Origin of the sequence: Sphaerospermopsis torques-reginae ITEP-024 (assembly GCF_019598945.1) — a bacterium.
Classification (GTDB): Bacteria; Cyanobacteriota; Cyanobacteriia; order Cyanobacteriales; family Nostocaceae; genus Sphaerospermopsis.
Genome location: NZ_CP080598.1, coordinates 1246191 through 1262758 on the forward strand (window position 1 = coordinate 1246191; position 16568 = coordinate 1262758).

At 38.9% G+C, this 16568-nt stretch carries 15 protein-coding genes; 6 read left to right on the forward strand and 9 right to left on the reverse strand.

Going from position 1 to position 16568, the window contains the following annotated elements:
- Window positions 1-141: 141 nt before the first annotated feature.
- The 4 genes from fcmC to K2F26_RS05770 form a co-directional block, all read right to left on the reverse strand.
- A complete protein-coding gene (fcmC, locus tag K2F26_RS05755; RefSeq protein WP_220610700.1) occupies window positions 142-630 on the reverse strand; it encodes a filament morphology membrane protein FcmC in 489 nt (162 codons plus the stop codon).
- A gap of 8 nt (window positions 631-638) precedes the next feature.
- A complete protein-coding gene (gene fcmB / locus K2F26_RS05760) occupies window positions 639-1784 on the reverse strand; it encodes a filament morphology actin-like protein FcmB (protein WP_220610701.1) in 1146 nt (381 codons plus the stop codon).
- 251 nt (window positions 1785-2035) lie between these two features.
- Window positions 2036-2659, reverse strand: coding sequence for a DedA family protein (locus K2F26_RS05765; protein ID WP_220610702.1), 624 nt, complete (start codon window positions 2657-2659; stop codon window positions 2036-2038).
- Window positions 2660-2834: 175 nt separating this feature from the next.
- Window positions 2835-3914: a Gfo/Idh/MocA family protein gene (locus tag K2F26_RS05770; RefSeq protein WP_220611800.1), complete on the reverse strand. Its 1080-nt coding sequence runs from the start codon at window positions 3912-3914 to the stop codon at window positions 2835-2837.
- 532 nt (window positions 3915-4446) lie between these two features.
- On the opposite strand from K2F26_RS05770, the gene queC reads away from it, so the two are divergent.
- Window positions 4447-5121 carry a 7-cyano-7-deazaguanine synthase QueC gene (queC, locus tag K2F26_RS05775; protein WP_220611801.1) on the forward strand — a complete coding sequence of 225 codons (675 nt, stop codon included), beginning with the start codon at window positions 4447-4449 and terminating at the stop codon, window positions 5119-5121.
- Window positions 5122-5320: 199 nt separating this feature from the next.
- Here queC and K2F26_RS05780 read toward each other — a convergent pair whose 3' ends face one another.
- Together K2F26_RS05780 and K2F26_RS05785 are read right to left on the reverse strand one after the other, a co-directional pair.
- Window positions 5321-6274 (reverse strand): isoaspartyl peptidase/L-asparaginase, encoded by a 954-nt coding sequence (locus K2F26_RS05780; RefSeq protein ID WP_220610703.1) that lies wholly within the window; start codon window positions 6272-6274, stop codon window positions 5321-5323.
- Window positions 6275-6336: 62 nt separating this feature from the next.
- Window positions 6337-6492, reverse strand: coding sequence for a DUF2256 domain-containing protein (locus tag K2F26_RS05785; RefSeq protein WP_220610704.1), 156 nt, complete (start codon window positions 6490-6492; stop codon window positions 6337-6339).
- A 546-nt stretch (window positions 6493-7038) separates the two neighbouring features.
- Here K2F26_RS05785 and K2F26_RS05790 point away from each other — a divergent pair.
- Complete coding sequence (locus K2F26_RS05790) at window positions 7039-8172, forward strand: quinone-dependent dihydroorotate dehydrogenase (RefSeq protein ID WP_220610705.1); 1134 nt, start codon at window positions 7039-7041, stop codon at window positions 8170-8172.
- Between the two features lie 115 nt (window positions 8173-8287).
- On the opposite strand, the gene K2F26_RS05795 is transcribed toward K2F26_RS05790, so the two are convergent.
- The 3 genes from K2F26_RS05795 to K2F26_RS05805 form a co-directional block, all read right to left on the reverse strand.
- Window positions 8288-9046 (reverse strand): hypothetical protein, encoded by a 759-nt coding sequence (locus tag K2F26_RS05795; RefSeq protein ID WP_220610706.1) that lies wholly within the window; start codon window positions 9044-9046, stop codon window positions 8288-8290.
- A 523-nt stretch (window positions 9047-9569) separates the two neighbouring features.
- Complete coding sequence (locus K2F26_RS05800; protein ID WP_220610707.1) at window positions 9570-10649, reverse strand: RNA-guided endonuclease InsQ/TnpB family protein; 1080 nt, start codon at window positions 10647-10649, stop codon at window positions 9570-9572.
- A 61-nt stretch (window positions 10650-10710) separates the two neighbouring features.
- Window positions 10711-10893, reverse strand: a complete 183-nt coding sequence (locus K2F26_RS05805; RefSeq protein WP_375539909.1) for a MerR family transcriptional regulator — start codon at window positions 10891-10893, stop codon at window positions 10711-10713.
- A 1073-nt stretch (window positions 10894-11966) separates the two neighbouring features.
- On the opposite strand from K2F26_RS05805, the gene labA reads away from it, so the two are divergent.
- The 4 genes from labA to K2F26_RS05825 all read left to right on the forward strand — a co-directional run bounded on the left by labA (window position 11967) and on the right by K2F26_RS05825 (window position 16542).
- Window positions 11967-12488, forward strand: coding sequence for a low amplitude/bright protein LabA (gene labA / locus K2F26_RS05810; RefSeq protein ID WP_096572205.1), 522 nt, complete (start codon window positions 11967-11969; stop codon window positions 12486-12488).
- A gap of 269 nt (window positions 12489-12757) precedes the next feature.
- A complete protein-coding gene (locus K2F26_RS05815; protein WP_220610708.1) occupies window positions 12758-14350 on the forward strand; it encodes a 2-isopropylmalate synthase in 1593 nt (530 codons plus the stop codon).
- Between the two features lie 174 nt (window positions 14351-14524).
- Window positions 14525-15826, forward strand: coding sequence for an AAA family ATPase (locus K2F26_RS05820; protein ID WP_220610709.1), 1302 nt, complete (start codon window positions 14525-14527; stop codon window positions 15824-15826).
- Between the two features lie 5 nt (window positions 15827-15831).
- Window positions 15832-16542, forward strand: coding sequence for an HNH endonuclease (locus K2F26_RS05825; protein ID WP_220610710.1), 711 nt, complete (start codon window positions 15832-15834; stop codon window positions 16540-16542).
- Window positions 16543-16568: the final 26 nt, after the last annotated feature.

The window sequence follows — 16568 nt, forward strand, 5'->3', positions numbered from 1 at the left end:
TCTCCCTTGAAGGGAGAGGATTGAAAAAGCGGAATTTTTTGCTTTTTTCCCCTTGAAATGAGATATTTTAAACGTTGAATAAAACAATTGTCAATTGTCAATTATCAATTATCAATTATCAATTGATAACCGGCTTTTTCCTTAGAAATCGTCAACCAAAGAACTCAGGCGACTGATTACAGGGTCAACCTCTTGGGGAGTGGGATCGGGAGCAGGAGCAGGTTCATTAACTACCTCCACCGTTGGCACTGATGAAGTTGCAGGCTGAATAGACGCTGCTTGATTGACCATGATAGCCAGTTGTGCAACTTGTTGACTAAGTTGGAATATCTGGCTTTCCATCACCTGCAAACGATTAGATTCCTTAGCAAAAAAACGTTCCTCAAGTCCAGCTATTTGACGTTGCAACTCACCGAGTTTTTGTTCCATTTGCGATGCTGCTGTATTCGGAGAAGGTCGTACAGAGTCCGGTACACATAAAGCTTGCCAAAGAGCCTCTTTACAGAGGTCACTGAAAGTCTTTTCTGGCTGTGCCTCCAAGTAACTTTCTACCTGTGCTAACAAGCTCTCATCACCAATTTCTGGATTGAAAGTGACGGATTTCACTACCTTTTTTGACCATTGGAACATCAGTTTTATTACCTAGCAGCGCGAACAGCAGAAGCAGACAATTGCGCCTCTCCGTAAAGATACTGACCTAAAGCGTTGGCTTGGCGGGAAGGTGCAGCTAAATAGGCATTAATTCTGGCTTCTTTGAGCAAACGTTGTACATCTTCCCAGAAGAACTCACCACCACCACCAGTAATAATCACATCAGTTACACGCTCTGGCAACCAGGCTAACACACGAGAGCAAATATCCCGTGAAAACATTTCGGTAAGGTTAGGGAGAAAATCGTCTAGGTTTGTTGGCTTGCTTTCACCTTTGGGACGGTAAAAACGCTCACCCTTGGGTTTGTTGACAGCAGAAATCAGTGCTAGAGACTGGCTATCAGCCCCTGGAATTTCCTTAGCAACAAGTTCATAGAACTCACTCATACCAAAATTTTCACTTTGAGAAAGACCTCTAGCAAAGCGGAAGTTATCAACCATAATTAGGTCAATGGTTTGATGTCCTATATCCACAATGCCTACAGAAATTTTGGTCAAATCAGGAATTCCTGGACCTTTGTTGGGTTGAACTTCTGTCCATAAAAGACTGCCATAACCTTCTGGCATGACCCAAACCTTAGTGATATTCAAGGAAACAGATTCCCCACGGAAGTTAAAAACATGAGGTCCTGTTACCAAGCTGATCAACTGTGCTTTTTCCTTTTCAAATTGTTCTAAGGAAAGGAAAGGTAGACCTAAGACAACAGAAATTTCGTCTTTGAGTTTAAAGTAGCCAGCAGCAGCCAATACTTTGACCAGTGCATCTTCTACCTTAGATTGGCCGACTCCTAGATTTGCGCCAAAGTCTGCTGCTAACTGACCTACAGCATAGCCATTGCCTTGATATTCCAGCCACAAATCCATTAAAGGATCAGTTGCCTTGGATTCAAACACCCCACCGCGTATTTCTTCAATTGACATCTGCTTGACATTCGCAGGGATGAAGGCCACATTCCCAGGTTCGCGGCTGACACAAGTTTTAGTAGAGGTTCTACCTAAGTCAACACTGAGAACGTTTTTACCGGAAATTGAGGTTGGCTTATTAGCATTATTATTTATAGGGGTGGCCGCAACTCGATTCATGGGTATAGCAGCGGCATTCATTGGGTTAGCTACGGGAGGTTGATCTGTCATGAAAGCTCCTATGTGGTGACTTAACTGTAAAAAGTTATCATGCCCATCTTACAAAAATGCAAGATCAGAAAAATTTTCAGATGGGTCAAGTGTAGCCAGAAATACGTCAAAATTTATTGTAGACGATTGAAAATGTAGCATTATTTTGGATTTATGGTACAGGCAAAATTTTCACCTATAGCAAGCGGAAAGTGCAAAAGTCTTCCCCGGAAAGTCTCTACAGCAACCATATTTTGAAAACCGAACTAGATTTATCTGCGAGTTCCTTGGCGTTTGCGCTTGAGTACCCAAAGAAAGAATACTAGCACTACACCCCCCAGCACAATTTTAGATACAGGGGCAAGGTATTTGTCCACAAGTTCATACTGAGTTCCTAGCAAGTATCCGGAATATGTGAGCAAGCCGACCCAGGCAGCACTACCAAGGGTGGTGTAGAAGAAGAACGGCAGCAAGGGCATATTGCTCATACCTGCGGGAACAGAGATTAAGGTACGAATTCCCGGCACTAGACGACCAATTAAAACTGCTTTACCACCTTGTCTGTTGAACCAGCTTTTAGCCTTATCAATATCTTCGCTACATATAGTCAGCCACTTACCGTACTTGTTGGCTAATTTTTTCAACCGTCGTTCTTCCAAAAACTTACCTGGATAGTACCAGATCAGTGCGCCCGCTACAGAACCCAAAAGTCCTGATAAAAATACGCCTAATATATTTAATTTTGCCCCTCCTGGTTGATAGGGACTGGCTGTAAATCCTGCCAGTGGCATAATCAATTCAGAAGGTATGGGGGGAAATAGATTCTCTACGAACATCAGCAGAGCAATTCCCAAATATCCCAGAGAGTTGATAGTGTCAGTTATCCATTCGAGCATATTGGTGATTGGTAATTGGTAATTGGTAATTGGTAATTGGTAATTGGTAATTAGGAAATTAATCCTTAAAAATCTGTATCTACTAAAAAAATAAATCTTCCCAGTCACCCGTCCCCAGTCCCAGTCACCAGTCCCCAGTCCCCATTCACCAGTCACCAGTCCCCAGTCACCTATTCTAGACAGTTGGCGTTAATGATTGTAGTCTTGATTCGGATTCCCATTCTAATGGATTCCAAACTCGCTCTTCTACAGCCATCTGCTCAATTAAACTGGCTAATCTCAGAGCTTTGAGGGCTTGTTCACCACCCACAGAAGGCTGATTGCCTCCATGCACACAGTTGACAAAATGCTCTAACTCTGCACTCAGAGGTTGAACGTTACTAGTATAGACTTTTTCTATTAAACCATCTTGCCTGTAAAGTACCTGCCGGTGGTCATGATGAGGATGAGTATTTTGGCGATGAATCAAAATTTCATTTTTGAGAAAATCGGCTTCTGTGAATGAATTTTTGCAATGGGCGACGATACGGCGAATTTTACGATGAGTGACTTTACTGGCGGTGAGAGTGGCGACAATACCGTTGGCAAAGCCTAAAGTGGCAGTCACATAATCTAAATAACCAAAGTCTAGGGAACGAGTACCATTCGCTGTTAACTTGACAACGGGTGAACCAGCTAATTCTAAAAGTAGGTCAATGTCATGGATCATTAAATCCAGCACGACTGAAACATCATTCGCCCTAGCTGAATAAGGACTCATCCGATGCGCTTCTAATGCTAAAACTTCCTCTGTTTTCAGCACTTGGCTCAGTTCTCTGAAGGCGGGATTAAAACGCTCAATGTGTCCTACCTGTAAAATACATTGAGATTCAGCGGCGGCGTTGACGAGTGATTCTGCTTCGGAAATACTGGCAGCAATTGGCTTTTCAATCAAAACATGAATTCCCGCTAACAAGCAGTTGATGCCAACGGCATAATGTAAGCGAGTGGGTACAGCAATACAAACTGCATCTACATGGGGTAGGAGATCGCAGTAATCTTCAAAAAAACGGACTTTGTATTTGCTGGCAGTTTCTAAGCCTCGTTCAACGTTGATATCAGAAACGCCTATCAGTTCAACATCTTTCATTGAACTGAGTACGCGGGTGTGATGTTGTCCCATGTTACCCACCCCAATCACGCCTATGCGGATTGATCGTGGCTGGTTGCGCTGTGAATATAGATTTGGTTCTGCCACTGATATGCTATTTTGCACTATTATTTTCTCCTCAACCACCAAATTTAAAAACGCTACGGTCGTTGGCATTTATACTGAACTGCCAAGTGTGATCCGTCTAAAACCATCCAGATGGTAACATAGTGGTTCTATTTATGAAGAATTTCAAAGTTTATGTTCAGTTCCCACTATCTTGCTAACTTTTGGATCGTTAGTTATTAATTATCCTATGGTTTATAGTTGACACAAAAGAATATGTGTTTTTTTTATTGACTTACCATCTCAAAAATACTTACGTGATACTTCTGGGATGGCAGTTAGGCAATTAATAACTCAGATAACTACTTAATTGGTCTTTGTATGAATTTATGACATTTTAATTTCAGTAAAATTATCAGTGACTGTAATTGGCTGCAAGGTTGTCTGTAAAAATTTTGCCAACGATACTGTAAATTGTTTTTTGCATTTTGATTTGCATTTTGAATTTAATTTTTTGTTTGTTGCATTTTGTTGATTGTCTCACCTTTTGGGTGAGATTGATGTTAGGGATTTTTTGAGATTTTTTTGCATGATGAAAGCTGTAATTCTATTATCTGGCGGATTGGATTCTTCTACGGTTCTCTATCAAGCTAGGGCTGATGGTTGTGAATGTTACGCCATTTCTTTTGATTACCAGCAGCGACACCGACGAGAGTTACAATCAGCTATATCTGTAGCGCAATCTGTAGGGGTTGTTCAACATCAGATAGTGAATTTTGATTTAAGGTTATGGGGTGGTTCTGCTTTGACGGATGAGGCGATCGCTCTCCCTCAAGCACGTTCCCTTGATGAAATGTCACAAAGTATTCCTGTCACTTATGTTCCTGCCCGGAATACTATCTTTTTAAGTTTTGCTTTGGGTTATGCAGAAACTATCGGCGCACAACGAGTATATATAGGTGTTAATGCTTTAGATTACTCTGGTTATCCTGATTGTCGTCCTGATTATATCCAAGCGATGCAGGAAGTGTTTCGTTTGGGAACTAAACAAGGTCGGGAAGGACAACCTATTGATATTATTGCACCGCTAATTAATTTGAAAAAAACGGAAATTATCCAAATAGGTAATCAGTTGGGTGTACCTTGGGAGTTAACTTGGTCTTGTTATGCTGGTGGTGATCAAGCTTGTGGGGTTTGTGATTCTTGTCGGTTGCGGTTAGCTGCTTTTGCACAGTTGGGTTTACAAGATCCTGTTGATTATGTGTAGCAGGACGCAATATCTAGGTTAGTAGTGGATTTCAATCCACCACTATAGCAGGAGTAAGTAGGGGCGAAGCATTCGGACAAAAATATTGGGGAAAAATCGAGAATTGATCACCTGAATGCTTCGCCCGTACAGGAGTCAGGAGTCAGGAGTAAAATCCTCTTGTCTTGGGCGTTTCATGAATGAATGGCTACTTCACTACTTAGCAATAACCAATCAATTCGCCATCATTCCATTCTAATGTATCGCCAATGGTATCACCGTTATGATAGGCAGCCAGTAAAACTTCGCTGGTTTTGCCATAGGATATTGCCCCAGTAGCATCAAGAGCGATCGCCCCTAAATCTCTTTGATTTTTACTAGCTTCGGTAAATGAGCGCAACATGGCCTCTTTTAAAGACATTCCATCACTAATCCGGATGACAATTTTAGCGGCTAAACACTCATCAATGATATCTTCCCCAATACCAGTACAACTTACTCCTGCATATTGAGTAGCATAATTACCTGCTGGCATTGCAGAATCACTGACTCGCCCAATGCGCTCAAAGCCTTTACCACCTGTGGAAGTACCAGCGGCTAATTGACCATAGCCATCTAAGGCGACTACACCAATTGTACCCCGTCCTGCATGAGAACTTTCTGCCATTTCCGGTTCGGCGACAACTCCAGCCATTGTCCTTTTAAAGTTATCTTCCCGTTCTTGCATCCACTCTTTGAGACGCAAATCAGTTAAAGCATTATAGGTAGGAATTTGTAACTCTCGTGCTAACTCAGAGGAACCGTAATCGGACAATACCCGATCTGGAGACTTTTGCAGAAATAGCGCCATTTCAATCGGGTTTTTTACCCGTGCAACATTAATCACACCACTAAACCGCCCTGATGTACCATCCATCAGAGAAGCACTCATGCGGATTTGACCATCAGATTGTAATACAGAACCAGTACCTGCATTAAAGCGGGGGTCATCTTCCAACATTTGACAACCCCGGACTACAGCATCAGGAGCAGTTGCGCCTGTGATCAATAGTGAGTATACTTCCTGTATTACAGTATGCAGCGATCGCCTGACAGCCGCCAATCCTCCCTTTCCTTGGAGAGAACTACCAGCCCCACCATGAATAATTAATTTAGGTTGTACTTGTAAAGTCATTTATTTGTTTCTGTGTAGTTTTAACAGTTATTAGTTATCAGTTATCAATTGTCAATTGTCAATTATTTTTTGGTCTGAGAACGGCGACGACGACAACGTTCTGAGCAATATTTAACTTCATCCCAACAATCTTGCCATTTTTTTCGCCAAGTGAAGGGACGTTGACATACTGGACAAATTTTTTCAGGCAGGTCAGATTTAGAACGAGTACGTCCCATGTTGATTTTAGATTTTAGACTGGTAATACTTCATAGTTGATAGTTGATTGGGAAAAATAAAATTAATTACCCAGTCAATGGTCTTCAGTTCCTGTCTCTAATGTCACCTGTCACCATATACTAACGTAAGTTGCTAGTTATGCAAGAAAGGCTCTCAAATCGAAATAACAAGGATAAGTAGATAGCAAAAAAGCAGGGAACATCATCATAATTCATTCTTTTTCCTGACTTCTGACTCCTGACTCCTGACTCCTATTCCTAACTAGCAACTTGGGTTAATATTATTGAAGATGCCTTAGAGGTTGTTTGAAAAGTCTCTCATGGTGTATCAAATATTTTTACCCCTCCCTAACCCTCCCCTTATAAAGGGGAGGGAACTGGATTTTTATTGTTTCCCCCTTTTACAAGGGGGGATTAAGGGGGGTAGCAATGTGATGAAAATCACGGTATACCACTTTTAAAACATCCTCTTAAAAAAATTCAGATTAATCCTGGATTTGGCATCTGATCATAGTTGTTGTAATAACTGGTAGATATTAACTCAGATTGGATATTTATAAAGCAGTCATTCGTCCTTTTTTATTTACTCTGGTAAAAGCAGATCCAGAGTGGTTACACCAACAAGCAATTGGTAGTTTGAACTTGCTGTCAAAAACAAGCTATCATCAGTATGCTAGATGGTTTAACTCTCTTCTAGAAAAGTCTTTGTGCCTTTATGATACACGGCTAGAACAAAATCTGTTCGGGTTAAATTTTCCTAACCCATTAGGTTTGGCTGCGGGATTTGATAAAGATGGAGTAGGTGCTAATTTTTGGTCTAGTTTTGGTTTTGGTTTTGCTGAGTTGGGTACTGTTACTTATCATGCACAACCAGGCAACCCTCCTCCGCGTTTGTTTCGCTTAACTTTAGATCAAGCAGCCCTCAACCGTATGGGTTTTAATAATGCTGGTGCTGCGGCAATGGCAACGAGATTAACAATGTTGAGTCAGGAAAAATCTCGGTCAATACCCATAGGCATAAATTTAGGTAAATCTAAAATTACACCATTAGAAACGGCAGCAGAAAATTATTTAGAAAGCTTTCGCTTGCTGAAAAATTTAGGTGATTATTTTGTGGTTAATGTTTCTTCTCCTAATACACCAGGATTGCGATCGCTCCAAGATGCAGCAATGCTCAGTCAAATTTTGGAACTTCTGCAAACAGAAAACATTGCACAAAAACCCTTATTTGTCAAGATAGCACCGGATTTAGAATGGGAAGCGATCGCTGACATTGTTGATCTCGTCAAAACCTATCAACTAGCGGGAATAATTGCCACCAATACTACCATCAGCCGTGAGGGACTAAAAACCCAAATCATTGAAAAAACCGGTAAAACACCCCAAGAAGAAGCCGGAGGAATTAGCGGTGCGCCATTACGCCAGCGTTCCACCGAAGTCATACGATTTATTTATCAACAAACCCAAGGACAGATACCCATCATTGGCGTTGGTGGCATTTTCACGGCTGAGGATGCTTGGGAAAAAATTACAGCAGGTGCTAGTCTCATCCAAGTTTATACAGGTTGGATTTATGAAGGACCAATGATGGTGCGCCGCACTCTTGCCGGTTTGTTAACCAAACTAGAAGAAAACGGCTTAAATTCCATCAGTGAAGCAGTGGGAATAGGTAATAGGTAATAGGTAATGGGTAATTGATGATAGTTGATAGTTGATAGTTGATTGGGAAACATCAAATTTATTACCCAGTCCCTAGTCACTAATCACCAATCACCAATCACCAATCACTAGTCACCTAATTTTCCAAAGGGAAAAACTCCCTAGACTTACGAGAATAAGACCAAGCAATACCATCTGGATCACGGCTGCGACTCCATTCAGGAAAATCTGGGTCATTCCTGCGTTTATAAACTGTACTGGAATAAACACCCAACCGCTTGGCTAGTTCAGATTGAATCAGAGAACCAAAAACTAACTGTTCTTCCAGAGGTTTTTGTACCTCCTGATGGGTTGCTACATCTGTGGCTTCAGGTAATAATTCTGGTTGTAATTCTTCCTGCTGTTGCTTTTGCTGTTCTTCTTCCTGTGGAATGGGAGGAGGTGGAGCTAAGAGCGATCGCGCCTCTTTCGTCACAGGCCGAGGGGGAAGTTTTTCCACCGATTCACTACTATCAAATATGTCGCCAAGAATACTGGCAGTTATAAAGTAGTAGGCAGGACTCTCATTTTCAGAGTCTAGTACACTAGCGCCAAATTCCTTTGCTTTTCCCTCTAAGTAGCGTTTTGCCTGATTCCCAGAAAAATTACCCTTGATAGCTAAATCAACAGGTGTGATCTTTCCCTGGTTTTCCCGAATCAACTGATAAAAAAGAGGGTTAACTTGCTCACCCCACTTTTCCCATCTGTATTGATGCCAAAGGTTGAAAACCATCAGCAGCAACAAGCCTATCAGCAAAAACCTCCAAGTATTGACGACGAAAACAATCAAAAACGATATCGGCAAAATGAGAACGAGAAAACTTTTCCCGTAATTTTCTATGGTTTTTTCACTCATGCTGATTTTTGCCAAGTGAACTTTTGCAAAATAATATTATTTATTATCTTGGCAAAAATTGGGACATTTTTTGTATCCCTTGGCAAAATGACAGCAAATTATTTGGCAAAAGCTACTGAAATAAGCAATAGGTGACAGTTGACAGGTTATTGGTAACAGTGCAAAAGGGCAAAATTATGATAAATGCAAAAATTTTCTCTCCAGGCTCTTGACAGATGAAAATACATATACTACAAAAACAATACAAGCGAGATTCCCAAAAAAGTTAGCTTTAAAAAGTAGCGGATAGCTCAATTGCTAGAGCGCATCCATTGCCTTTTTAGTCCGAAATATTAATATTTATCATCTTTTAAACGAAAACTTGCGGTTTCAAACCCCGCACCCGCCGTTTTTTGTTTTTAATTTCATCTATTTTCTGGTAAATTAAGCACATATTTTAATCTGCTATATAAAACCTAGACAAAGCTAGACTTTACTTTCTACTTCAACAGGAGCATGGGAGCAGTTATCCCTCCGTAGACTTTCACGCCTTAGCCAGACGCGATAACATGATTGCTGCATTTAGATCCCTATCTATCTCAAACTTGCAGTTTTCGCAGCAATAAATTCTTTCAGACAAGGAAAGACTATCTTTTCTATGTCCACAGTGAGAACAGGTTTTACTTGATGGATAAAATCTATCAGCAATTATAATTTCACAACCAAACTTTTTAGCTTTATATTCTAGCTGACGCTTAAACTCATGAAACCCACAATCAGCTATTGCTTGGGCTAATTTATGGTTTGATAACATCCCTGAAACATTCAAATCTTCTACTACTATCTTGGCGTGGTTTTTGCATAAGTAAGTAGTAAGTTTATGAAGAGTATCTTTTCTCAGGTTTGCTATTCTTGCATGATGTCTAGCCAGTTTAATTTTAGCTTTATGCTTATTGTTTGAACCTTTAGCTTTTCTACAATAGACTTTGGATAATCTTTGTAGTTTAGCTAGATTCTGTTTATAGTGTTTAGGATTAGGAAATATAACACCAGTGCTTAGTGTAGCTAGTTCCTTGACTCCTAAATCAACACCAACAACAGCATGGTTTTTGATAGTTGGTTGACATTCTTGTTCATAAGAAAAGGCTATATACCAACTATCAGCAGTCCTGGAAATAATAATACTTTTACAGGTGGTGTGAGGTAATCCTTCATAAGTTTTTACCCATCCAATTGTCGGTAGTTTTATTGATGTACCACCTACAGGAATTGGTTTACCACCTGCATCAATTGTAAAACTATCATTTTTTCCTTTCTTTTTGAAGTTAGGATATTGAGACTGTCCTTTAAAGAATCTTTGAAAAGCTTCACCTAAACTATCAAAAGCGTATTGAGTGATTTTCTGGCAAATACCCTTTTCTTTAATCCATGCCAATTCAGGTTTTACATGATTATTAAAGAATTTCTTGAGGATGTATTTGTTTGGCTTTAATCCATCTTTATACAAATCCTGCCAAGTAGCTAAACCCCAATTATAGGTAAACCTTGCTATACCAGCGTGTTTAGCCATTAATATTTCCTGGGTTTTATTTAACTTGAGTTTTGTTTTGATAGATAAAAGCATTGCTCGACCTCAACACTGTATTTCTTTGCTGTCTAAAACTGACATATCTTGTACAGGTTTGTCAATTTGAGTCTACAGGTTTTAATCCCTGGGTAATTAGTAAATCATCTTCAGTATAAAAACGATGCCCCGACAATGTTCTTTTGGCTGGAAGTCTTCCTTCAACATCCCATCTTTGCAAGGTCTTGACTGAAACTCCGATTTTTTTAGCAAATTCATGAGGTTTAAACATAAAGTCACTCATAGGTTTGTCTATGAGTGTACAGGTTTGTCTATTAAATTTTCAACTTAGGACAAGCTCACGCAAAGACGCAAAGGAAGAAAGGAAGATAACAAGAATGATGTGGTACAAATAGATGAAAACTGCTGTAAGTACAACAATGTTATTTATTTAGACACTTTTTTAGCAACAATATATATTTTGACATCAAACTTAAATTAAAATCCTGTACATTTTACCAATATGCTTAAATCAATCCCAAACTTGCATTAGTGCATTTGCTACTACGCACGCCTTATACAAATAAAGTCCAACTCGGTGTTTGACTAAATTCCTATCAATGATTGTTGCACTGCACTATGAACTAGAACTGCTGCACCTTGGCAATAGGCGACTGTGAAATTATATCCTATCCATAGATTTCACTCAACCAAAGGGGAAGCAGTAGAGAAAAATTTTATCTGCCTTTCAGTAAAACGTCTAAATTTGGTTGACAGAGTTTATGCAATGGCAGATGATATTCAATAAGTTTTTTCCCATCAAAAGCAATATTTATACTTACCATAGGAAAGCCCTAATGTTGATGAGAAAATCTAGAGATGGAAATCTGCCTCTATTGTAACCAAAGCCAGATACCATACCTCTTTAGGAGTAAACTTGACTGATATACAGATCAAAATGCTATTACCCGCATTTCTCACAAACAATGCGATCGCAATCTATAGAATCCTTATAGAGAAGCGGTTTCGGGCATTTTTCATAGGGCTAATTTTTGACACAGTGTGAAAACCCAGAATCCAGATGTTATAAGGGTTTGAGGATCTTGGTGAGAAATCCGGGTATTACTGGGTCATTTTTATTGGTAGATTTTGATCACAGGCTGTATTTGCAAGAGTCGGAGGTTAAACAAGTTCAGTCCCCAGGACTCAAATTAAATGTTTAGCAATGTTTCAGGCAAGTTTATGCTTTGCCAGAGGTAAGATAAAAGCTATACATGATAACTACCATTATAGATATTAGCGAGCTTGTCAATTAAGAATTGCTATAATCTATTGTTCAATCTTACATTCTTATCTATTATTTAGGTGTAAATTTCTATGGTTTTGCCAATGAATCGTCTGTCTATTTTCGTAGACGGAAACAATATGTTCTATGCTCAACAAAAAAATGGCTGGTTTTTTGACCCGCGACGAGTGTTAGAATATTTTAAGAACGAACAACCTGAGACAACATTAATCAATGCTTTTTGGTACACCGGCTTAAAAGACCCACAAGACCAACGTGGCTTTCGAGATGCACTCATTAGTTTGGGATATACAGTACGGACTAAAATTCTCAAAGAATATTATGATGATGTCTCTGGCCGTTATTCACAAAAAGCTAATTTAGATATTGAAATTGTTGTTGATATGTTCAATACCGTTGACCAGTACGACCGAGTAGTTTTATTCAGTGGAGATGGAGATTTTGAAAGAGCGATCGAGTTATTACGTTCCAAAAATACGCATATTACAGTGGTATCGACAGAAGGAATGATAGCCAGAGAATTGCGTAATGCTACGGATAGATATATAGACTTGAACGATATTAGAGACCAAATAGAAAAGACCGAAGCTTAGTAAAATTAATAATTATTTACAAAGCAAAAGTTAAAAACTGAAGAAGGAGTCTGTAACCAGGAGTGAGAAGAAATTATTGAGGCGAAGCATCACCAAAAGTTAGAACTACCAAATCATAGATTTGCTAGGTATCTTAATCCCAGTTATACATAAGCTAGTCCTATATAATTAATTCTAAATTCTGAATTCTGACTCCTGTATTCTTTTTAATAAAGTTCAAGGTATTTTAAGCCCACAGTCACAACTAAACAAACCACAACCCAAAACCAATGAGCAATCAAGCAGACAGAATTATCATCTTTGATACGACACTGCGAGATGGAGAACAGTGTCCAGGAGCGACCTTAAACATAGACGAAAAGCTAATTATTGCCAAACAATTAGCCCGTTTAGGTGTAGATGTAATTGAAGCTGGTTTTGCCTTTGCGAGTCCGGGTGATTTTGAAGCAGTGAGCAAAATCGCCCAGACTGTGGGTTTAGAAGATGGTCCTGTGATATGTAGTTTAGCTAGAGCTAGACACAATGATATCAAAGCCGCAGCGGAAGCGATCAAACCAGCAGCTAAGGGGAGGATTCATACATTTATTGCTACTTCTGATATTCACCTGCAATATAAGTTAAAGAAAACCAGACCAGAAGTAATTGCGATCGCTGAGGAAATGGTAGCTTATGCTAAAAGCTTCACCGATGATGTAGAATTTTCCCCTGAAGATGCTGGTAGATCCGATCCAGAATTTTTGTATCAAGTTTTGGAAAGGGCGATCGCTGCTGGTGCAACAACTGTTAACATTCCTGACACTGTAGGTTACACTACCCCCAGCGAATTTGGCGCTATTATCAAAGGTATCAAAGAAAACGTCCCCAACATTGATCAGGCGATTATTTCCGTCCACGGCCATAATGATTTGGGTTTAGCTGTGGCCAACTTCCTGGAAGCTGTGAAAAACGGCGCACGACAGCTAGAATGTACCATCAATGGTATAGGAGAACGGGCAGGAAATGCGGCTTTAGAAGAATTGGTGATGGCCTTGCACGTCAGACGGCAATATTTTAACTCTTTCTTTGGTAGACCTGCTGATTCTGAAGAATCATTAACTAATATTGACACCAAGCAAATTTATAAAACCTCCCGCTTGGTTTCCAGCTTGACAGGAATGCTGGTACAACCAAATAAAGCTATTGTCGGTGCTAATGCTTTTGCACACGAGTCAGGTATTCACCAAGATGGAGTGTTAAAAAATAAACTCACTTATGAGATTATGGATGCCCAATTGATTGGGTTAACAGACAATCAAATAGTATTGGGTAAACACTCTGGTAGAAATGCGTTCCGTACTCGTTTAAAAGAATTGGGCTTTGAGTTGTCAGAAAATGATCTGAATAAAGCCTTTCTTCGGTTTAAAGAAGTTGCAGACAAAAAGAAAGAAATTTCTGATTGGGATTTAGAGGCGATCGTTAACGACGAAATTAAACAAGCACCAGATTTATTTAAAATCGAATTGGTGCAAGTTTCCTGTGGTAGCAACGCCAAACCCACCGCAACTGTTACCCTGCGGACACCCGACGGACAAGAATTAACGGATGCGGCGATCGGTACTGGTCCAGTAGATGCAGTTTATAAAGCTATCAATCGGGTAGTGAATGTACCGAATGATTTGATTGAATTTTCTGTACAATCGGTAACAGGCGGAATTGATGCTCTGGGAGAGGTGACGATTCGTTTACGTTATGAATCCCGTGTATTTTCCGGTCATGCAGCCAGTACAGATATAATTGTGGCCTCGGCTCAGGCTTATGTGAATGCACTGAATAGGTTGTATGCTGCACTACAGCAAACCGTGAAGAAAGAAGTGACAGCTTAGTGGTAGAGTGGGTTAGATCCGGTAATTCGTCATTTGACCCACAATTAGAAATTTAAAATTCCAATACATAACATCTTATAAAAATTCTGCGAGTTTAAAATAAGCAATACCTGTTTTTATTTGCAGCGTTTGTTAATTTTATTAATTTCCCGCACTGGATTTGGGAAGACTAACATGAAAATTCGACAACTTGAACTTCAAAATTTTCGATGCTTTGAGCATAAAGTTTTTGATTTTTCAGATCAGTTTAACGTTTTTATTGGTGATAATGCTACAGGAAAGACGGCTATTCTTGATGCACTAGCTATTGGTGCAGGAAGCTTTTTTTTAGGAATTGACAAAATAGACTCAGTGAATATTCATAAAGATGAAATTCGTCGTATTCTCAGAAAAGAAGGAGAAACACCAACACTAGAACCGATTTTACCAGTAGTTGTATCTTGTCAAGGTTGTTTAGATGTTACAGAGATTTCATGGACAAGAGAAATCAAAACTGATGGTGGTACTACAACCCGTGAAGGGGCAAAAAAAATATTAGAATATGCTAGAGAATTACAGCAAAAAGTTCGTGTTCAAGAACAAGATAGGGAAAAGATTATTTTGCCAGTAATTTCATATTACAGTACAGGTCGTCTTTGGGTTCAACATAGGGAAATAAAAAATCTTAAAACACTTCCTCCTGATTCTCGATTTCTAGGATATAAGAACTGTTTGACAAAATCCTATGAATTGAAAAAAATAATGCAGTGGTTTAAAACGTGGGAATTGACATCTTTACAACAAGGAAAAACTTTAGGTACTTTGTCAGGAGTTAAAGAAGCCATTAAAAGTTGTATGGAAGATTGGCAAGATGTCAAATATGACGTACTTCAAAAAGAACTGGTTGCTACTTCACAAGATGGAAGAACTTTACCCTTTAGAATGTTAAGTGATGGTGTAAAAAATATGATAGGAATGGTTGCTGATATTGCCTATCGTTGTGTTACCTTAAATCCGCAATTTGAAGGTGAAGCCGCAAAACTTACACCGGGTATTGTTTTAATTGATGAAATTGATTTACACCTACATCCTAAATGGCAACGTCGAGTTATTGAAGATTTAAAAAGAACATTTCCTAAGATTCAATTTTTCGCAACTACCCATTCACCATTAATTATTCAATCTTTAAGAGATCGAGAACTAATTGATCTAAATAATCCCGATTTAATACCAACAGCAGAATATGAAAACAAATATATAGAATATATCACAGAAAATGTGATGGGTGTTGAAAATGTAAATAGAAATGAGCGATATCAACAGATGATGGAAACGGCAGAAAGATATTATCAAATGTTAGAAAATGCCAATAATTCATCTCCAGAAGAATTAGAGAATTTAAAATCACAACTGGATGAATTAATAGAACCATATAGTGATGATGTTGCCTATCATGCTTTTTTGAAAATGAAGCGTTTAGCAAAATTAGGAGAATAATCACAGTGCGTCCAATTCAAAGAGGTAGTATACCAACTGATCCAACAACAGGTCAAAAAATTGTTTTCAGTAAACATCCAAAAGCTAAATCTTATCTTATAGAGAGAATAGGAAATTATTGTTCTTACTGCGAAAAGCGTGTTACACAACTTTTTGATGTAGAACATATTTTATCACAACATAAATATCCTCAATTAAAAACTAATTGGTATAATTTTCTACTTTTATGTAGAGTTTGTAATGATATTAAAGGACATTCTCTCATTAGGAGAAAAAACTTTTATTGGGCTGATGTAGATAATACATTCCGAATTTTTGAATATCATCCTGAAAGCGGAGATATAAACGTCAATTCCTTGCTTTCTGATGCAGAAAAAGCAATCGCAAAAAACACATTAGATTTAGTTGGCTTAGATAGAAAACCTGGACATCCTAAATATAAACCTACCTCAGCAGATTTGCGTTGGAAAGAAAGACTTGTAGCTGTAGGAATAGCTCAAGAAGCATTTTCTGATTTACAAAAAAATGATACTCCTGAAATGAGAAAACAAATAGTTCGTACTGCTCAAGGAATAGGTTTTTTCTCTGTTTGGATGACTGTATTTAAAGATGATCCTGAAATGATCAAACGGTTCATTGCAGCATTTCCGGGAACTGCTGGAGATTGTTTTGATCATGAAGGTAAGCCTATTCATCGTCCTAAAGGAAGAGTATAAACAATGAAACCTGTAATATAAAAAAG

What these genes read in the sequence shown, in the direction of transcription:
- fcmB (WP_220610701.1), bottom strand. Translation starts at nt 1,784, where the DNA reads ATGACAGATCAACCTCCCGTAGCTAACCCAATGAATGCCGCTGCTATA.
- K2F26_RS05765 (WP_220610702.1), bottom strand. Translation starts at nt 2,659, where the DNA reads ATGCTCGAATGGATAACTGACACTATCAACTCTCTGGGATATTTGGGA.
- K2F26_RS05785 (WP_220610704.1), bottom strand. Translation starts at nt 6,492, where the DNA reads ATGGGACGTACTCGTTCTAAATCTGACCTGCCTGAAAAAATTTGTCCA.
- labA (WP_096572205.1), top strand. Translation starts at nt 11,967, where the DNA reads ATGGTTTTGCCAATGAATCGTCTGTCTATTTTCGTAGACGGAAACAAT.
- K2F26_RS05805 (WP_375539909.1), bottom strand. Translation starts at nt 10,893, where the DNA reads ATGAGTGACTTTATGTTTAAACCTCATGAATTTGCTAAAAAAATCGGA.
- K2F26_RS05800 (WP_220610707.1), bottom strand. Translation starts at nt 10,649, where the DNA reads ATGCTTTTATCTATCAAAACAAAACTCAAGTTAAATAAAACCCAGGAA.
- K2F26_RS05795 (WP_220610706.1), bottom strand. Translation starts at nt 9,046, where the DNA reads ATGAGTGAAAAAACCATAGAAAATTACGGGAAAAGTTTTCTCGTTCTC.
- K2F26_RS05780 (WP_220610703.1), bottom strand. Translation starts at nt 6,274, where the DNA reads ATGACTTTACAAGTACAACCTAAATTAATTATTCATGGTGGGGCTGGT.
- fcmC (WP_220610700.1), bottom strand. Translation starts at nt 630, where the DNA reads ATGTTCCAATGGTCAAAAAAGGTAGTGAAATCCGTCACTTTCAATCCA.
- queC (WP_220611801.1), top strand. Translation starts at nt 4,447, where the DNA reads ATGAAAGCTGTAATTCTATTATCTGGCGGATTGGATTCTTCTACGGTT.
- K2F26_RS05815 (WP_220610708.1), top strand. Translation starts at nt 12,758, where the DNA reads ATGAGCAATCAAGCAGACAGAATTATCATCTTTGATACGACACTGCGA.
- K2F26_RS05820 (WP_220610709.1), top strand. Translation starts at nt 14,525, where the DNA reads ATGAAAATTCGACAACTTGAACTTCAAAATTTTCGATGCTTTGAGCAT.